The organism is Paenarthrobacter sp. TE4293 (genome assembly GCF_050435325.1).
Classification (GTDB): domain Bacteria; phylum Actinomycetota; class Actinomycetes; order Actinomycetales; family Micrococcaceae; genus Arthrobacter; species Arthrobacter nitroguajacolicus_C.
The window spans coordinates 231,962-247,333 of the sequence record NZ_JBNJRY010000001.1; the positions used below are offsets into that span (position 1 = coordinate 231,962).

A 15,372-nucleotide genomic window follows, 5' to 3' on the forward strand; every position below is an offset into this window, starting at 1 on the left:
ATTTCTCCATCTGTGGGGCGACGCTGTCCAACAGCCGCCGTCGGCGTCGCCTGGCTTTCATGACCAACCTCGGTCAGTATGTTCGATTCTGCCATTGTCTTCCAAGGTTTACTCGCTAAGAATGAAGCATGCCGGTATACATGAGGTCCCTAGAAACCGCAGTTCCGCCTACCCTCCTCGTCCAGCAGCAGGCCCGTGAGGTCTTTGCCTCCCAACCAGGCCTGACACGGCTGGGAACGCGCCTCGTCACCACCTGTTTCGACTCAGCAGCGATCGACACCCGCTACACGGCAGTTGCCGAACTCAGTCTTGACGCCCACCCTGAGGATCCCAAGTTTTTCGACCCGGCAACGAACAGGGTGCTCAGCCCCAGCACCAAGGTGCGCAACGAGATTTTCGCCACCGAAGCCACCAAGCTTTTTGTGGAGGCGGGAAAGACGGCGGTGGCCCAGGCCCCGGGTATCGACCTTGATGACATAACGCACGTCATTACCGTCTCCTGCACAGGGTTCTTCAACCCCGGTCCCGATTACAAGGTTGTCAGGGCCCTGGGCCTGAACCCGGCCGTGCAGCGCTACCATCTCGGATTCATGGGCTGCTACGCCGCCTTTCCCGCCCTCAAGGCTGCCAAGCAGTTCTGCATGGCCGATCCGGCGGCCGTGGTCCTGGTGATCTGTGTTGAGCTCTGCTCGCTGCATGTCCGCACGTCCAACGATCCGGACACCATCATGGGTTCGGCCATTTTCGGCGACGGCGCGGCGGCCGCCGTCGTATCCGCACGGGAACCGGAAGGGCCGGAGCCGGTCATCAGGTTGGACCACTTCGAAACGGTCCTCACCCCCGTCGGCGAGGAAGCCATGGCATGGAACATCGGAGACGAAGGTTTTGAGATGGTGCTCGGCTCCTATGTGCCCCACATCATCGAAGAACACATCACCGGAGCCCTGGAACCCCTCCTCGCCAAGGAACCCCTTTTGGCAGGGCTCCCGTACCGGGACATCACGCATTGGGCCATTCATCCGGGCGGACGGAGCATCCTGGACAAGGTGGAGTCCAAGCTCGAACTGACGCAGGAACAGTTGATACCGGCCCGGGAGACTCTGCGGGAATACGGCAACATGAGCAGCGCCACGGTGCTTTTTGTCCTGAAGTACATGCTTGGACAGGCCGCCACTGAACGCGAGGAACGGATTTGTTCCATGGCGTTCGGCCCCGGGCTGACGGTGGAGACGGGTCTCTTCACGTTGGTCTCCCCCGACCTGTGAGTCCTTGGGGGTCCCTCCGAAGCAGGGACCTGCACGCAGTTGAGGAGATGGACAGGGCTGACTGCGACCCCGATCGCCTCACCAGGACCTATGCCAGGTTCCCGGTGGTCAACCGGCTTCTTTCGGGGTGGCACCGTACCTACCGCCGCAGGATCCGGCCGGTACTGGCGGCGAAGGGCACGGCCACGCTCCTGGACATCGGATGCGGCAGCGGGGACGTGGCCAGGAGCCTCTCAGGCTGGGCCCGCAAGGACGGATACCGGCTCACGGTCACAGCGATCGATCCTGATGCCAGGGCCTATGCCTTTGCCTCCCGGACACCCCTCAAGGAGGGTGTCACGTACCGCCAGGCGCACAGCTCCGAGCTCGTGGCAGAGGGCCTGGTGTTCGACGTCGTGATTTCCAACCACATCCTTCACCACCTCGACGCCGGGCAACTCGCCGGGGTTTTAGCCGACTCGGCGTCCCTCAGCCGTGGCCTGGCACTCCATAACGACCTCAGGCGCAGCAACCTCGCGTATCTGCTGTTCATGGTGGGCTTCTGGCCGCTGGGCCTGGGCTCCTACATATGGGGTGATGGCCTGGTGTCCCTCAAACGCAGCTACACCGCGGTGGAGCTGGAATCGGCTGTTCCACCAAGCTGGAAAGTCGAGGCCAACGGCCCATGGCATCATCTGCTCGTCCATGAGCGACACCCCGCTGAAGCCGTTGCCCCGGAGGGGCCGCCGCATGCTTGACGTGGTGATCGTTGGTGCCGGCCCCGTGGGGCTTTTCATGGGTGCCTTGTTGCTCCAGCAGGGGCACGACGTACGGATCCTTGAGCGCAGGACCACCAGGAGTGACCTTTCGCGGGCCATCGGGATCCATCCTCCGGCGTTGGCGGAACTGGCACGTGCAGGGGTGGCCGGGGAGCTCATTGCCGCAGGGGTCCACATCCGGAAGGGTATTGCCTACAGCCAGCGACGAAAAATCGCCGGCTTGGCGTTCGACGGCGACCCCGCCTTTCCGTTCATCCTCGCAGTACCGCAGACGGTCACCGAGGCCGTCCTGGAGAAGACCGTCCTGGATTTGGACCCCCAGGCCATCGTCCGTGGCGCAGACGTCCATGAAGTACGGGACGACTTCAGGTCCGTGCGCGTCGCGGCCACTTCGCCGTCCGGCGGGCGTGAGTTCCGCGCCAAGCTGGTGGTAGCTGCCGACGGGGCGCATTCGGCGATCCGACTAAGGATCCTGCCGCACCTGCCCTCGAGGAGCTACCCGGACTGCTACATCATGGGCGACTTTGCTGACACTACCGGCCACGGGACGGACGCTGTCCTCTACCTGGAGCCTGCCGGAATTGTGGAGTCGTTTCCTCTGCCGGGCGGCGTCCGTAGGTGGGTGGTCAGGCTGGGGTCACCGGACAAGGGCACGACGGCGGAGGGGCTGGCTGAGCTGGTCGGCGCCAGAACGGGAGAAGTGCCGGATGCCGCCGGCAACACCATGGTGAGCGCCTTCGAGGTACGCTCCCGCCTGGCGGGACGGATGGTCCACCGCAGGGTGGTGTTGCTGGGCGACGCCGCCCACGAAATCAGCCCGATCGGAGGTCAGGGCATGAACCTCGGCTGGTTGGACGCCGCAGCCCTGGCACCCATCATGGACGCTTCATTCGCTGGAGCCGATGTAGGGCGCCGACTGGAGGACTTTGAAAGGGCCCGCAGAAAAGCCGCACGTCGGGCTTCTCATCAAGCCGGCCTGAACATGGCACTCGGCAGGCCGTTGCCGCCATCGACCATGGACGTCCGGAACAGGCTTTTTGCGGGCGCGCTCGAGGTTCCAGCCGTCGCCGGGTGGGTGGAGCGGCGCTTCACTATGCGCTAGTTATTCAGGCGCCGTGTAGTAGCAGTCGTAAGTGTCCTGGCTGATGATCAGACCGTCACGCAGCTCAAAGACCGCAGTGCTCCTGGCCCGGATGGTGTCTCCACGGTCCCAGTGCGGGAGATCGAGGAGCAGGGTGGCCGACCAGTTCATTTCAAGGACCACCCGGTTGCCTTCACTTGTAGTCCGGACCACGTCGAATCGCTGATCGGCAACAATTTCCTTGCTGTGGTCGGCGCCCGCCAAGGTTTCCTGCAGGTCCCTCGTGGAGCCCGTCTTGGACAGGGCATGCGGCCACTCCGTGAGCTTGAAGTCCTCAGCAAGGTAGGGGCGGATATCAGCAGCTCCGCCGCCGGCTTCAACTGTTCGGATGAACCCGAGTACGTGGTCCAAAGTTGGTGAATTGCTCATCCGTTGAGCCTAACCCAGCGGAGCAGAGGCCCATGGCGCTAGGCTCGTGACATGAACCATCAACCTCATCCCGAGGCCGCAAGCCCTGCCACGGATTTCAACCCGACCCAAATACGGGATGCTGTCCGCAGGCTGCTTGATGCTGATGAACTGCCGCCCATTGTCCAGGCGGGGCACCCGGTACTGCGCCAACTGGCCGCTCCCTATGACGGTCAGTTGGACGACGTTGAGCTCATGGCCCTGGTGGATCGTATGCGCGATGTCATGCACGATGCTCCGGGCGTTGGTTTGGCCGCTCCCCAGCTGGGTATCCCCCTGCAGCTGGCCGTGCTCGAGGACAAGTACGACGTCGACCCGGCTTCCGCAGCGCTGCGGCATCGGGAGCACTTGGAGTTCTTCGCCATAGTGAACCCGGTATATCGACCGCTGGGTGTGGAAACAGCCTCCTTCTACGAAGGATGCCTCTCAGTGGAGGGCTACCAGGCAGTAGTGACAAGGCACCGGAACGTGGAGCTGAGTTTTCTTACCCCTGCTGGTGAACCAGTGGAGGAATGGTTCTCGGGGTGGCAAGCGCGCATTGTGCAACACGAAACAGACCATCTTCACGGCATCTTGTACTTGGACCGTGCAGAGATCCGTTCGTTGGCCATCAATGCGGAGCACTCTGCCCGCTGGGCTGCCCCGGACATCGATGAAGCGCGCCGTAGCCTGGGCTTCCTTCGCTGAAACGGGAAATGCCCGGTGTCCTGCTAAGGCTCCAGGTTGTTGGAGGCGGTGGGAAGGTATTTGGCCCACCAACGAAGAATGTGCTCAAAGCGGTGCCTGCGGTGATGCGGAGTCCCGGACCGGGACAGTTCGTGGTCTTCGCCCGGAAAGACCAACAACGCTGTGTCCACGCCCTGGTTCTTCAGTGCCGAGTAGTAGCGCTGGCCTTGCTCGACGGGGCATCGAAGGTCGTTTTCGCTGTGCACCACGAGGGTTGGAGTCTTGACGGCCTCTGCTACGGCCATGGGGCTCTGGGCTGCCATCTGCCCAGGAGTGCCTCCGGTGTACTCAGTTCCGAAGAACCAGCCGATGTCCGAGGAACCGGCGAAGCTCACCGGATCCAGGAAGCCGCGTTCCACGATCGCAGCCTTGAACCGGTGATCGTGGGCGATGGTCCAGGCAGTCAGGTAACCTCCGTACGAACCGCCCATGATGCCCACTCGGTCCTGGTCCAGCGCCTTGTGGCCGGCCAGGGCGGCATCCAGGAACGCGAGCACGTCCTGCATGTCCAGTGTCCCCATCCGCTCCTTAATGGCGCGACCATGGGCTTGGCCGTATCCTGCTGAACCTCGCGGATTGCACATCACCACTGCGTATCCCGCGGCAGCGTAGACCTGGGCCTCATCGAAGAGGGCGCCGGTGTACTGGGCAAACGGACCGCCATGGATCGAGAGCAGGACCGGATGTGGTCCGGGCCCGTCCGGCAGTACCAACCATCCGTGCACGGGGTGCCCGTCAGACGATTCGGCTTCGAAGTCCAGAGGCTCACTCAGGCGGGAGTTATTCCTCAAGCCCGCCGAGAAGTCTGTCAGCAGGCGCAGTTCCCCGCGTTCCAGGGAAGCGACGTCCCCCATGGTTGAGCCGTCGGAAAGACTCACGGCTATCTCCCCGTTGGCGGCCACGGTTGCTCCAATGACAACCCGGGAACCGTGGACCAGTGGGGTGATGTCGCCTTCGGCGGGAACCTCCAGTAGTTCAACGCTGCCCAATGCCGTGTTCAGGACAAGCACGCTGGCAGGGCCGCTCGGTTCCAATGGACCGGAAACGTCCAGATACTCGGCATCGGTCAGCGGCACGGCCTCTCCCCCGCCGATTGGCATGACGAAGAGAATACCGTTCCGGGCGACAAAGTCCTTGCCCGTATCGCCAAGATCCTGGGCGGTGAAGAACAGCCACCGTCCATCCGCTGAGGCGCGCACGCCCGTGACGGTCCTGGGGCTGCGGTTGGAAGGCTCGACGAGGGTCGGCTCACCGCCGCCGGCATCCACCCTGTAAACAGAGGTGACGAGATCGTCGTCGTGCCCTTCATGCAGGGCCGCCACAAAGTAGAGCTGCGAACCGTCGGCAGAAAAGGACGGGGACTCGTGGTCCGAATCGCCGAACGTCAGTTGCTTGGCCGCCGGGATGCCGACGGTTCCGGGAGGGGGTTGTTCGTGGGCGGCCCGGCCGCGTGGAGCAACGGCCGGTTCGCCGCCCAACTCCGGAACCTCAACCACAAACACTTGCTGGCGCTGATCCGCGGTGTACCCCAGGCCGTTCATCCTGTACTGGTTGGCCGTGATCAAACGGGGATCCTCGCTGCCGGAAGCAACGCCGTCCACCGTTCCGTAACGCCCCTGTTCCGGCACCCGGGCCACGAAAGCAATCCGATGTGAATCAGGGGCCCACGCAAAGCCACCTACTCCAGCGTGCTGATCCGTCATTCTTTGCGGTTCGCCACCAGCAGCTTCCACCACGAACAATTGCGGCTTGCCCTCGGGATCACTCCGAAGGAAGGCCAGCACAAGCCCGTCGGGTGAGAAGGAAGGGGAACTGTCCCTGAAGCCACGGGTGATGCGCCGCGGGTGCTTGGTGGTGTCCAACGGGACGGACCACAGCTGGCCGACGTAGGTGTCGGCGTCAAAATCCGGCCTCGTGACAGATACCACCGCCTTTGTTCCATCGGGGTGGATGGCCGGGGCGGACACGGAGTTCAGCAGGGGCAATTGCTCGGGTTTCACGAGGCCGAGCCTAGCCCGGCCGTCCGGCCCGCGGCACCTGACACTCCGTCCCACCGTAGGATTGGAGCCATGTTGTCCGATGCAGTCGCTGCCCTCCGTTGTCCACTGTGCCGGGGGGCATTCCAGCTCACGGATGGTCAGCAACGAACGCTTGCCTGCGGGTCCGGACATTTTTTCGACGCTGCCAAACAGGGCTACTTCAACTTGCTGACGGGCAAAGGGACAGTCTTCGAGGCGGACAGCGCCGACATGGTGGGGGCACGGGTCAGGTTTCTGGACGCGGGTCACTACTCCGCTCTGGCCAAGGCCGTTGCTGAGGAGGCGTCAGGGTCGCTCCGTGGCCCCGATGCGTTGGTCCTTGACGCCGGGACCGGCACCGGACACTACCTTCATGCGGTCATCGAAGCGACCGGGGCTGCTGCGATCGGCCTGGACATCAGCAAGTTCGCGCTGCGCAGGGCGGCCCGCCTCAACCCCCAGGCTGCGAACCTTGTGTGGGACATATGGCGTCCGTTGCCCGTGGCGGACAATTCCGTGGACGTGGTCATGGTGGTGTTCGCCCCGAGGAACCCAGCCGAGTTTGCGCGGGTGATACGCCCTGGGGGGAAACTGATCGTCGTGACACCGAGGCCCGGTCATCTGGCCGAGATCGTTTCCAGGACGGGGATGCTGGGCATTGAAACAGGCAAGGAAGAGCGTCTGGCCGACACCATGCGCGGGCACTTCAGCCCCGGTACCAGCCAGAGCCTCGATGTTTCCTTGGAGCTGACGGACGCGGAGATGGCCGACCTTGCCTACATGGGACCGGCGGGGCACCACCGTCCACAAGAACGGCAGTTGACTGAATCCAGCAGCACCGTTGCCGCTACTGCGAAGTTCCGGATCAGTGTCTTTACCGTGTCCTGACGTGGGACAGCGCATCGGGCTAGGATGGAGGAACAGCGACTGTGATCCCGCCCGCGGGATCCGGGACCAAGGGGGAAATGATGTTCGAATGGCTCGGCGAGAATTGGTGGGCCCTCTGGCTCACGGTCTTCCTCGCGTTCGCGGTGGTCGAGATGCTGACCCTCGACCTCTTCTTCATCATGCTGGGCGGCGGTGCCCTGGCCGGGCTGGTCGCTGACTTTGCCGGCGCGGATTTTTGGCTTCAGATCGTCATTTTCTGCGTGGTCTCCCTCCTCATGATCGCCTTCGTGCGTCCCGTTGCGCTGAAGCACCTGCATAAGGGGCCTGAAGAGCAGCGATCCAACATCGACCGGCTGATTGGCCAGTCCGCTCTCGTCATCGAAGCCGTGAGCGGCACCAGTGGGCTGGTCAAGATTGGCGGCGACGTCTGGAGCGCCCGCAGCACGGCCGGAGTCATCGACCCCGGCGCCACCGTGCAGGTCACCAAGATTGACGGCGCGACGGCGGTTGTCGCCTCGCCTGCCGAAAACAGCCCGCGCTAAAGCGCGCCTGGGATTCAAGCGGTTGGGAAGACAACCCGGACCGCCGCATCAAACCACGCAATTGGGGAACGAAGGAGATGTATGGACGGCTTAGGAGGAACAGCAGCAGCAATTGTGCTGATTGTTCTCGTCATTTTTGTCATCATTGTGTTGGTCCGGTCGGTACGGATCATTCCGCAGGCGCGTGCCGGGGTCGTTGAACGGCTCGGCAAGTACCAGCGCACACTCAACCCGGGCCTGACCATCCTTATCCCGTTCGTCGACCGGCTCCTGCCGTTGCTTGACCTTCGCGAACAAGTGGTCTCATTCCCGCCGCAGCCGGTTATCACCGAAGACAACCTGGTGGTCTCGATCGACACCGTGGTCTATTTCCAGGTCACTGATCCCCGGGCAGCCACCTATGAGATCGCCAACTACATCCAGGCAGTAGAACAGCTGACAACCACGACGCTTCGCAACGTGGTGGGCGGGCTCAACCTCGAAGAGGCCCTCACGTCCCGCGACCAGATCAATGGCCAGCTGCGTGGCGTCCTTGACGAAGCCACAGGCCGCTGGGGAATCCGCGTGTCCCGTGTGGAACTGAAGGCGATTGATCCGCCCCACTCCATCCAGGACTCGATGGAGAAGCAGATGCGCGCAGAGCGCGACCGCCGTGCTGCAATCCTGACAGCAGAGGGAACCAAGCAGTCGCAGATCCTCACGGCGGAAGGCCAGCGACAGGCGGCCATCCTTGCTGCTGAAGGTGACGCCAAGGCAGCCATCCTGCGCGCTGATGGAGAAGCGCAAGCCATCCAGAAGGTCTTCGATGCCATCCACAAGGGCAACCCTGACCAGAAGCTCCTGGCCTACCAGTACTTGCAGACCCTTCCGAAGATCGCTGAAGGAAGCTCGAACAAGCTCTGGATCATTCCCAGCGAAGTCGGCGAAGCCCTTAAAGGCATCGGCGGCGCGCTTGGAGGGAACAACGGGGACTCCCCCGTTGGCCTCTTTGGTGGCAATGATGAAGCCAAGGCAACTACACCGGCAGCGTCCACACCGCCCGCGAGGCCCGCTGAGTAACCACGGGTTGCGGTGTCACGAGCGGTCAGCCCTTCCGGCTGGCCGCTCGTTGCTTGTGCCGGCTTTTGAGTAGTGGGACATGATCGGCGTATAATGTGATATTTGTCCGGCTGTCTCAGCGTGGATGGAACATTAAAGCTTGGCCAGGCGTTGCAATTAGTGATGCAAGGTGTGCAGAAGTAGTCCGTAAGGATCGTGAAAACGGCTTACGGCCAGCGCGGGGTTCCTGCTCCGCGTACAGACAGAGGGAGTAATCATGAGCGATCGCAGCCTGCGGGGTATGCGTCTTGGCGCCCAAAGCATGGAAACCGAATCCGGCGTTGAACCGGCACCGCGCCAGCGGGTCGAGTACCGTTGCGAGGACGGCGAACAGGTCTTCGTGACCTTCTCCAGCGAAGCCGAGATTCCCCCGGTATGGGTTTCCAAGACCGGCAAGGAAGCTCTTTTGGTTGACGGCGAGCGTCCGGTGGATGCCAACGAGAAAGCTGTGCGCACCCACTGGGACATGCTGCTGGAGCGCCGCAGCCTTCCTGAGTTGGAACAGATCCTTGAGGATCGTCTGAACATCCTGCGTGAGCGCCGTGGAGAACGCCGCTCCGCATAGTCCCTTATCCGGACAAGAAAAGGCCGGGCCCGGTTCCCTTGGGAACCGGGCCCGGCCTTTCTTTGTGGCGGACTTCTCTGACTACGGCTGCTTTGCCGTGGCCGGTGACTTGCGGGTGAGCTTTGCCCAGCGCGCTGCCAGTCCCCACTTGGTGACGTTGATCATGGCTTCCACCACGATGTTGCCGCTCATTTTGGAGGCACCAAGCTCACGCTCCACGAACGTAATGGGGCGTTCTTCGATGCGCAGGCCCAGCTTGGCTACCCGCCATGCGAGGTCAACCTGGAAGCCGTAGCCAACCGACTCGACTTCATCGAGGTTGAGTGCTTCAAGTGTGCTGCGCCGGAAGGCGCGGTAGCCACCGGTAACATCCTTGATCTTCACGCCGAGCATGATGCGGGCATAGGTGCTGCCAACGCGAGAGATGGCCTGGCGGTAAAGCGGCCAGTTAACAACGCTGCCACCGGGGACCCAGCGCGAACCCATCGCCAGGTCGGCCCCGTCCTTGACGGCATCCAGAAGTAACGGCAATTGTTCCGGCTTGTGCGAACCGTCCGCGTCCATTTCCACCAGGACGTCGTATCCCGCGGCCAGACCCCACTTGAAGCCGGCGATATAGGCGGCCCCGAGGCCTTCCTTGCCCTTCCGGTGCAGGACGTGCACCTGGCTGTCCGCGGCAGCGAACTCGTCGGCAAGCCTTCCCGTGCCGTCAGGGCTGTTATCGTCAACCACCAGGACATCAGACTCGGGAACTGCTGCGCGCAGCCGTCCCAGCGTCACAGGGAGCGATTCCAGCTCGTTGTAGGTGGGAATGATCGTCAGGACACGCAAGAAGAGGCCTTTCCTTGATGGAGCGGTCAGTGTGCCGGCCCAACCTGGCGGCTGGGATTCTGGCGCAACTCTCCATTATAGGACGCCCGAGCGTACTCCCCGGGCGGTTGTGGTCCGGGACACAGGGGCCTGGGGTGCAGGAACCAGGATGCGCCGGGCAGGTCCACAAGCCCAGGACCAGTGACGCCGGGAAAACCAAACCCGGACGAACTGTTTTCTGGGTCACTGTGGACCTGCCACCAGGTGCCGCCACCATGAACGTCTTCCGGTCACGGCCGGATGATCATGCCGCGGCTGTCGCCCCTGTGTGATCGTCCGTTGAGCCTCAATGCTACGGGCTCCCCCCACGCTGTCAACCGGCCTGTGACCTGCGGATCCTTGCGTCGGTCCAGTTCAGTGATCCAGCTCGTTGGTGGAAATTTTTCCCCCTAGGAGCGAAGCGACTCGTGGGCGAACAGTTCGCGTCCTTCGCGGACCGTCTGCAGGCAACGGGGGTCGCTGCCCGTGTCCAGCGCTGGCAACAGCGGCGTCCGCGCCCGCGGGTCCGTGCTCCAGGACTGTACGCGGCTGTCAGCCACCTGAACCATGAGCTCTTCGACCTCCCACACAGCGAAGCTGGCAGGTGCCCCGGGCACCAGCTGGCCCATCAGGGGGTTTCGGTGCTTTGCGGCGCGCCAGCCTGCCCGGGTATGGCCGAGGAAGGCGGCCCGGGCAGAAATTCGCTGATCGGGGTTGCTGTGCTCCAGGCAGGCGCGGACACTGGACCACGGCCGCAAGGGGGTTACGGGGCTGTCACTGCCAAAGGCGATGGGCACACCACTTGCGTAGAAGGAAGCGAAAGGGTTCATGGCGTTGCTTCGGCCGCCGAGGCGTCGTTCATAGAGTCCGCCCGGAGTTCCCCACGCGGCGTCGAAGCCCGGCTGCACACTGACGGTGATGGAGTACTTGGCCAGCCTGTCGATGGCAGACTGGTCAGCCAACTCGACGTGTTCCAGTCGGTGGCCGGCTGCCCGGATACGTTGCTCCCCCACGTCGGCCGCTGCTGCATCCAAAGCATCGAGGACAGCGGCGAGCCCGGCGTCGCCGATGACGTGGAACCCCGCCTGGACGCCCAGTCGGGAGGTGGCAGCAAGATGCTTGGCCGCCTCTTCAGCTGAGAGGTACAAGCTGCCGCGGTTTCCGGGCGCGTCGGAGTAATCCTCCAGGAGTGCCGCCGTCCGGGATCCCAGGGAACCATCCACGTTGAGGTCCCCGGCGAGCCCCAGGACATTGGTTCCCAAGCCATCAAGGATGCTCTGGGCGTGCTCTTCGGACGAGGCCAGCTCACCCCAATAAGCAAGGACCTCCGGGTAGCCTCCGTGCTCATTCCAGGAAGCCGCCATCCGGAGGTCCTCCGGCCCGCTGATGTGGGGTGCAGACATTTCCGCCAACGCAACATAACCGTGGGACGCGGCTTCCTGGAGGGCCTGCTCCTGGTATCCACGACGCTCCGACGCAGGGAATTGCCGGGCTGCCAGCCGTGCCGCGGTATGTGCTGCCCGCAGCACCTGGGCGCTGCCGTTGAAACCATCCAGGCCCTGCAGGCCCGCAGCCGCAGCAAGGGATAAGGAAACCAAGGCCGAGTGGACGTCGATGCGTGAGAGATAAACCTGCCGTCCGGCCGCTGCACGCTCGAGCCCGTCAAGCGTGGGCAGCGTGGGGTCGTCCCATCCCGTTTCATCCCAGCCGTGTCCCACGATGGTGCCGGTGCCGGCGGCGGTGGCAACGGCGTCGAGCAGTTGCTGTGCAGAACGCACCGGGGAAAGGTCCAAGCCGGACAAGGCCAGCCCTGTTTCGGTCAGGTGCGCATGCGAATCCACGAATCCCGGCGCAAGGAGGGCCCCGCGAAGGTCGATGATTTCCATGGATGAATCGGCGATGGACGTGGCCGCCTGTTCCGAGCCCACCCACGCGACGGTATCGCCGTCGACCACCATCGCTGTCGCGAAAGGATCAGCGGCCGTATAGATCGACCCGTTGCGGTACATCGTGACCTTGCGGTCCTTGGCGGTGGGGTGCTGGCCGGCGGGCACGCCTGGCTGGTTCATGCGTTGTGCTCCTTGAGCGTTGAAATCAGTCGATCAATGACGGGATGCGTCATGCCACCGTGGAGTAGGCGACGACGCCGCGGCGAACCAGGTCAATGGACTCGCGGCAGATGCGGGCAACCCGGGGGTCCAATTGCGGAATCTTGGCCAGTTGGTCCAGGAGGTCCACCACTTGCTTGGCCCAGCGGACAAAGTCGCCGGCGGCGAGGTCGGTTCCGCTGAGGACCTCCTGGAGATGGCGTCCCTTGGCCCACTTGTACATGGGCCACATCAGCCCGAGTTCCGGCTCGCCGGTCAAGGGAAGCCTGTGGTGTTCTTCGGTGTCCTCCAACTGGGACCATTCGCGGATGACGATATCCACGGCAGCCTCCAGCGAAACAGAGGGCATCCTGGGGCGAAGCCCGCGGTCTTCGCGTTTGGCTTGGTAGACCAGGGTGCTGGCCAGGGAGGCGAGCTCGGCGGCATCGAGATCGTTGAGGGCACCACGGCGGACCGACTGGGAAATCAGCAGATCCTTTTCGCCGTAGATCCGGCGCAGCCTCTGCCCATCCACGCTGATGCTGACCTGTCCGGCGTCGTTCGACTCCAGGTATCCGTACACGGAGAGAACATCGCAGACGCGGTCGAACGTCTTGGCGATGGTGTTGGTACGGCCCTGGATCTGGCGAACCAGACCGTCGGTTTCTTTACGAAGCTTCCACCAACGCTCAGACCACCTGGCATGGTCTTCACGCTCACTGCAGCCGTGGCACGGGTGTGCCCGCAGGGCCCGCCTCAAGTCGGCGATCTTCTTTTCCTGGTCGGGAAGGCGGGCGCCGAGGCCGAAGTCCTCATGCCGGCTGTTGCGATGGCTGTGCGGCGCATCCTCACTGATGGCGTGGCGCATGGACGAGGCGAGGTCGCGGCGCGCCTTGGGAACTTTGGCATTAAAGGACTTGGGAATCCGGATCCTCGTCACGGGAGATACCGGCCCGTCGAGGTCGTGCACGCCGATGCGACGGAGTTGGTTGTCCGATGTGAGGACCGAGGGCCGGGGTTCGCGGGCATTCCGGTCCACTTCAAGAACCACTGCATGCCCTGTCAACCGGCCGCTGTAGATGCTGATGACGTCGCCGGGGGTCAGCCGGGACAGGGAATCGGCAACGTGGGATTTACGGGCGCGCTGGTAGTCGCGAGCCGCGAAGTTCTCCGCCTCGCCCAATTCGCGGCGAAGTTTTGCGTACTCGGTGAAATCGCCCAGATGACACTGCATGGATTTGGCAAAGCCTGCCAAGGACTCTTCGCGCCCACGAACCTGCCGGGCGAGGCCCACCACGGAACGGTCTGCCTGGAATTGCGCGAAGGAGGACTCCAGGATTTCGCGGGCCCGCACGCGTCCAAACTGGGCAATCAGGTTGATGCTCATGTTGTATGTGGGCCTGAAGCTGGAGTTCAGGGGGTACGTGCGCCGGGAGGCCAGGCCGGCCACTGCTGCGGGGTCTGTTCCGGGTTGCCACAGCACCACGGCGTGACCCTCAACATCAATGCCTCGTCGGCCTGCGCGTCCAGTCAGCTGGGTGTACTCCCCCGCCGTGATGTTGACGTGGGCTTCACCGTTGAACTTCTCCAGTTTTTCCAGCACGACGCAGCGGGCAGGCATGTTGACGCCGAGGGCCAGCGTTTCAGTGGCGAAGACGGCCTTGACCAAGCCGTCGGCAAAGAGCTTCTCCACTACTTCCTTGAAGGTGGGAAGCATGCCTGCGTGATGCGCGGCAAAGCCCCTGACGAGTCCGTCGCGCCAACCCCAGAAACCGAGGACATCGAGGTCGTCCGCCGGAATCTCGTGGCTCGCCTCGTCCACGCGTTGGGCAATGATCTGCTGTTCCCGCTCCGTTGTCAGCCACAGCCCCGAAGCTGCGCACTGGGCCACCGCAGCGTCACAGCCTGCCCTGGAGAAGATGAACGTAATGGCAGGAAGGAGATCCTGGCGCCTGAGGCTCTCAATGACCTGCGGGCGGCTTGCCTTCCGGACGGGGCTGCGCTGCTCGGACTGCTGCCGGTCGTCGCGGTGCCGGTCCTGACGACGGCGGCTGCGTCCACCATGGCCAAAGCGGCCGCTCATATTCATGCGGCTTTCAGAACGGGCCATGGCAAGAAGATCAGGATTAACTTCAAATTCCGGCCCCATGACGGCCTGGCTGACCTTGGCTGCTGCCGAACGCTTGGCGTGGACGTTCCTGCGGCCCCTGTCGCCCTGTTCGCCCGGCACCTCCGCTGCCTCAGCGGCCTCGGAAAGGTCCGGAACTTCGGTTTCCGGTACTCCAGGTGCTTGCGGTGCAATCTCATCGAAAGTGGTGTCGCCGGCGAAGAGGTCTACTATTTCCCGGCCGACCATGACGTGCTGCCACAATGGCACGGGGCGGTGCTCGGAGACGATGACGTCGGTATCGCCCCTGACAGTGTCCAGCCAGGCACCGAACTCTTCAGCGTTGGAGACTGTGGCACTCAGCGAGGCCACCTGCACCTCACTGGGCAGGTGGATAATCACTTCTTCCCACACTGCACCCCGGAAGCGGTCGGCCAGGTAGTGGACTTCGTCCATCACCACGAAACCCAGGTCACCCAGGGTTTCGGAATCCGCGTACAGCATGTTCCGCAGGACTTCGGTGGTCATGACTACGACGGGGGCTTCGCCGTTGATGGTGGTGTCGCCTGTCAGCAGCCCAACATTTTCCGCACCGTACTTTGATGCCAGTTCGGAGAATTTCTGGTTGCTCAACGCCTTGATAGGCGTGGTGTAGAAAGCTTTGAGTCCCCGCTCCAGAGCAAGATAGATGGCGAACTCGCCCACGATCGTCTTGCCGGCACCTGTGGGTGCTGCCACCAGGACGCCGCGGCCCTCCTGAAGCGACTTGCACGCCTCCCGCTGGAAGTCGTCAAGCTCAAAATCCAGGGATCGGGCAAAGGCACCGAGGTAGGTTTTCGACTCAGCAGCCCGCTGCGCCGCAGCCTGGTAGCTCTCTGATGGTGATGGAGACCCGGAAATGGAGGACATGCATCAAGCCT

At 63.2% G+C, this 15,372-nt stretch carries 13 protein-coding genes; 8 read left to right on the plus strand and 5 right to left on the minus strand.

What is annotated here, in order from left to right:
- The first annotated feature begins 128 nt into the window (after window positions 1–128).
- From QF015_RS01125 to QF015_RS01135, 3 genes are read left to right on the plus strand one after another with little or no spacing between them, the layout of a single operon-like run.
- The gene (locus tag QF015_RS01125; protein ID WP_429386328.1) at window positions 129–1,265 is read left to right on the plus strand and encodes a type III polyketide synthase; all 1,137 of its coding nucleotides are present in this window, start codon (window positions 129–131) and stop codon (window positions 1,263–1,265) included.
- Window positions 1,262–2,002 (plus strand): class I SAM-dependent methyltransferase, encoded by a 741-nt coding sequence (locus tag QF015_RS01130; RefSeq protein ID WP_310204641.1) that lies wholly within the window; start codon window positions 1,262–1,264, stop codon window positions 2,000–2,002. Before QF015_RS01125 ends, QF015_RS01130 begins: the two co-directional genes overlap by 4 nt.
- On the plus strand, window positions 1,995–3,125 hold the full coding sequence (locus QF015_RS01135; RefSeq protein ID WP_429387028.1) for an FAD-dependent oxidoreductase: 1,131 nt from the start codon (window positions 1,995–1,997) through the stop codon (window positions 3,123–3,125). The genes QF015_RS01130 and QF015_RS01135 overlap by 8 nt, the downstream gene beginning before the upstream one ends.
- On the opposite strand, the gene QF015_RS01140 is transcribed toward QF015_RS01135, so the two are convergent.
- Entirely contained in the window at window positions 3,126–3,533 is a 408-nt protein-coding gene (locus tag QF015_RS01140; protein WP_310204643.1) for a nuclear transport factor 2 family protein, read from the minus strand.
- Window positions 3,534–3,584: 51 nt separating this feature from the next.
- Here QF015_RS01140 and QF015_RS01145 point away from each other — a divergent pair, with 51 nt between their 5' ends.
- Window positions 3,585–4,259, plus strand: a complete 675-nt coding sequence (locus QF015_RS01145) for a peptide deformylase (protein WP_310204646.1) — start codon at window positions 3,585–3,587, stop codon at window positions 4,257–4,259.
- Window positions 4,260–4,282: 23 nt separating this feature from the next.
- Here QF015_RS01145 and QF015_RS01150 read toward each other — a convergent pair whose 3' ends face one another.
- Window positions 4,283–6,298 carry a S9 family peptidase gene (locus tag QF015_RS01150; protein WP_429386331.1) on the minus strand — a complete coding sequence of 672 codons (2,016 nt, stop codon included), beginning with the start codon at window positions 6,296–6,298 and terminating at the stop codon, window positions 4,283–4,285.
- 69 nt (window positions 6,299–6,367) lie between these two features.
- Between QF015_RS01150 and QF015_RS01155 the strand changes: the two genes are divergently transcribed.
- The 4 genes from QF015_RS01155 to QF015_RS01170 all read left to right on the plus strand — a co-directional run bounded on the left by QF015_RS01155 (window position 6,368) and on the right by QF015_RS01170 (window position 9,409).
- Entirely contained in the window at window positions 6,368–7,204 is an 837-nt protein-coding gene (locus QF015_RS01155; protein ID WP_310204652.1) for a methyltransferase domain-containing protein, read from the plus strand.
- Between the two features lie 80 nt (window positions 7,205–7,284).
- Window positions 7,285–7,746: an NfeD family protein gene (locus QF015_RS01160; protein ID WP_310205648.1), complete on the plus strand. Its 462-nt coding sequence runs from the start codon at window positions 7,285–7,287 to the stop codon at window positions 7,744–7,746.
- Window positions 7,747–7,827: 81 nt separating this feature from the next.
- The gene (locus tag QF015_RS01165) at window positions 7,828–8,805 is read left to right on the plus strand and encodes an SPFH domain-containing protein (protein WP_429386333.1); all 978 of its coding nucleotides are present in this window, start codon (window positions 7,828–7,830) and stop codon (window positions 8,803–8,805) included.
- A 256-nt stretch (window positions 8,806–9,061) separates the two neighbouring features.
- Complete coding sequence (locus tag QF015_RS01170) at window positions 9,062–9,409, plus strand: RNA polymerase-binding protein RbpA (RefSeq protein ID WP_011774875.1); 348 nt, start codon at window positions 9,062–9,064, stop codon at window positions 9,407–9,409.
- An 81-nt stretch (window positions 9,410–9,490) separates the two neighbouring features.
- Here the strand turns inward: QF015_RS01170 and QF015_RS01175 are convergent, their stop codons facing one another.
- The 3 genes from QF015_RS01175 to QF015_RS01185 form a co-directional block, all read right to left on the minus strand.
- The gene (locus tag QF015_RS01175) at window positions 9,491–10,240 is read right to left on the minus strand and encodes a polyprenol monophosphomannose synthase (protein WP_310204658.1); all 750 of its coding nucleotides are present in this window, start codon (window positions 10,238–10,240) and stop codon (window positions 9,491–9,493) included.
- Window positions 10,241–10,668: 428 nt separating this feature from the next.
- Window positions 10,669–12,327, minus strand: a complete 1,659-nt coding sequence (locus QF015_RS01180; protein ID WP_310204660.1) for an amidohydrolase — start codon at window positions 12,325–12,327, stop codon at window positions 10,669–10,671.
- Between the two features lie 49 nt (window positions 12,328–12,376).
- On the minus strand, window positions 12,377–15,361 hold the full coding sequence (locus QF015_RS01185; protein ID WP_310204663.1) for a DEAD/DEAH box helicase: 2,985 nt from the start codon (window positions 15,359–15,361) through the stop codon (window positions 12,377–12,379).
- Window positions 15,362–15,372: the final 11 nt, after the last annotated feature.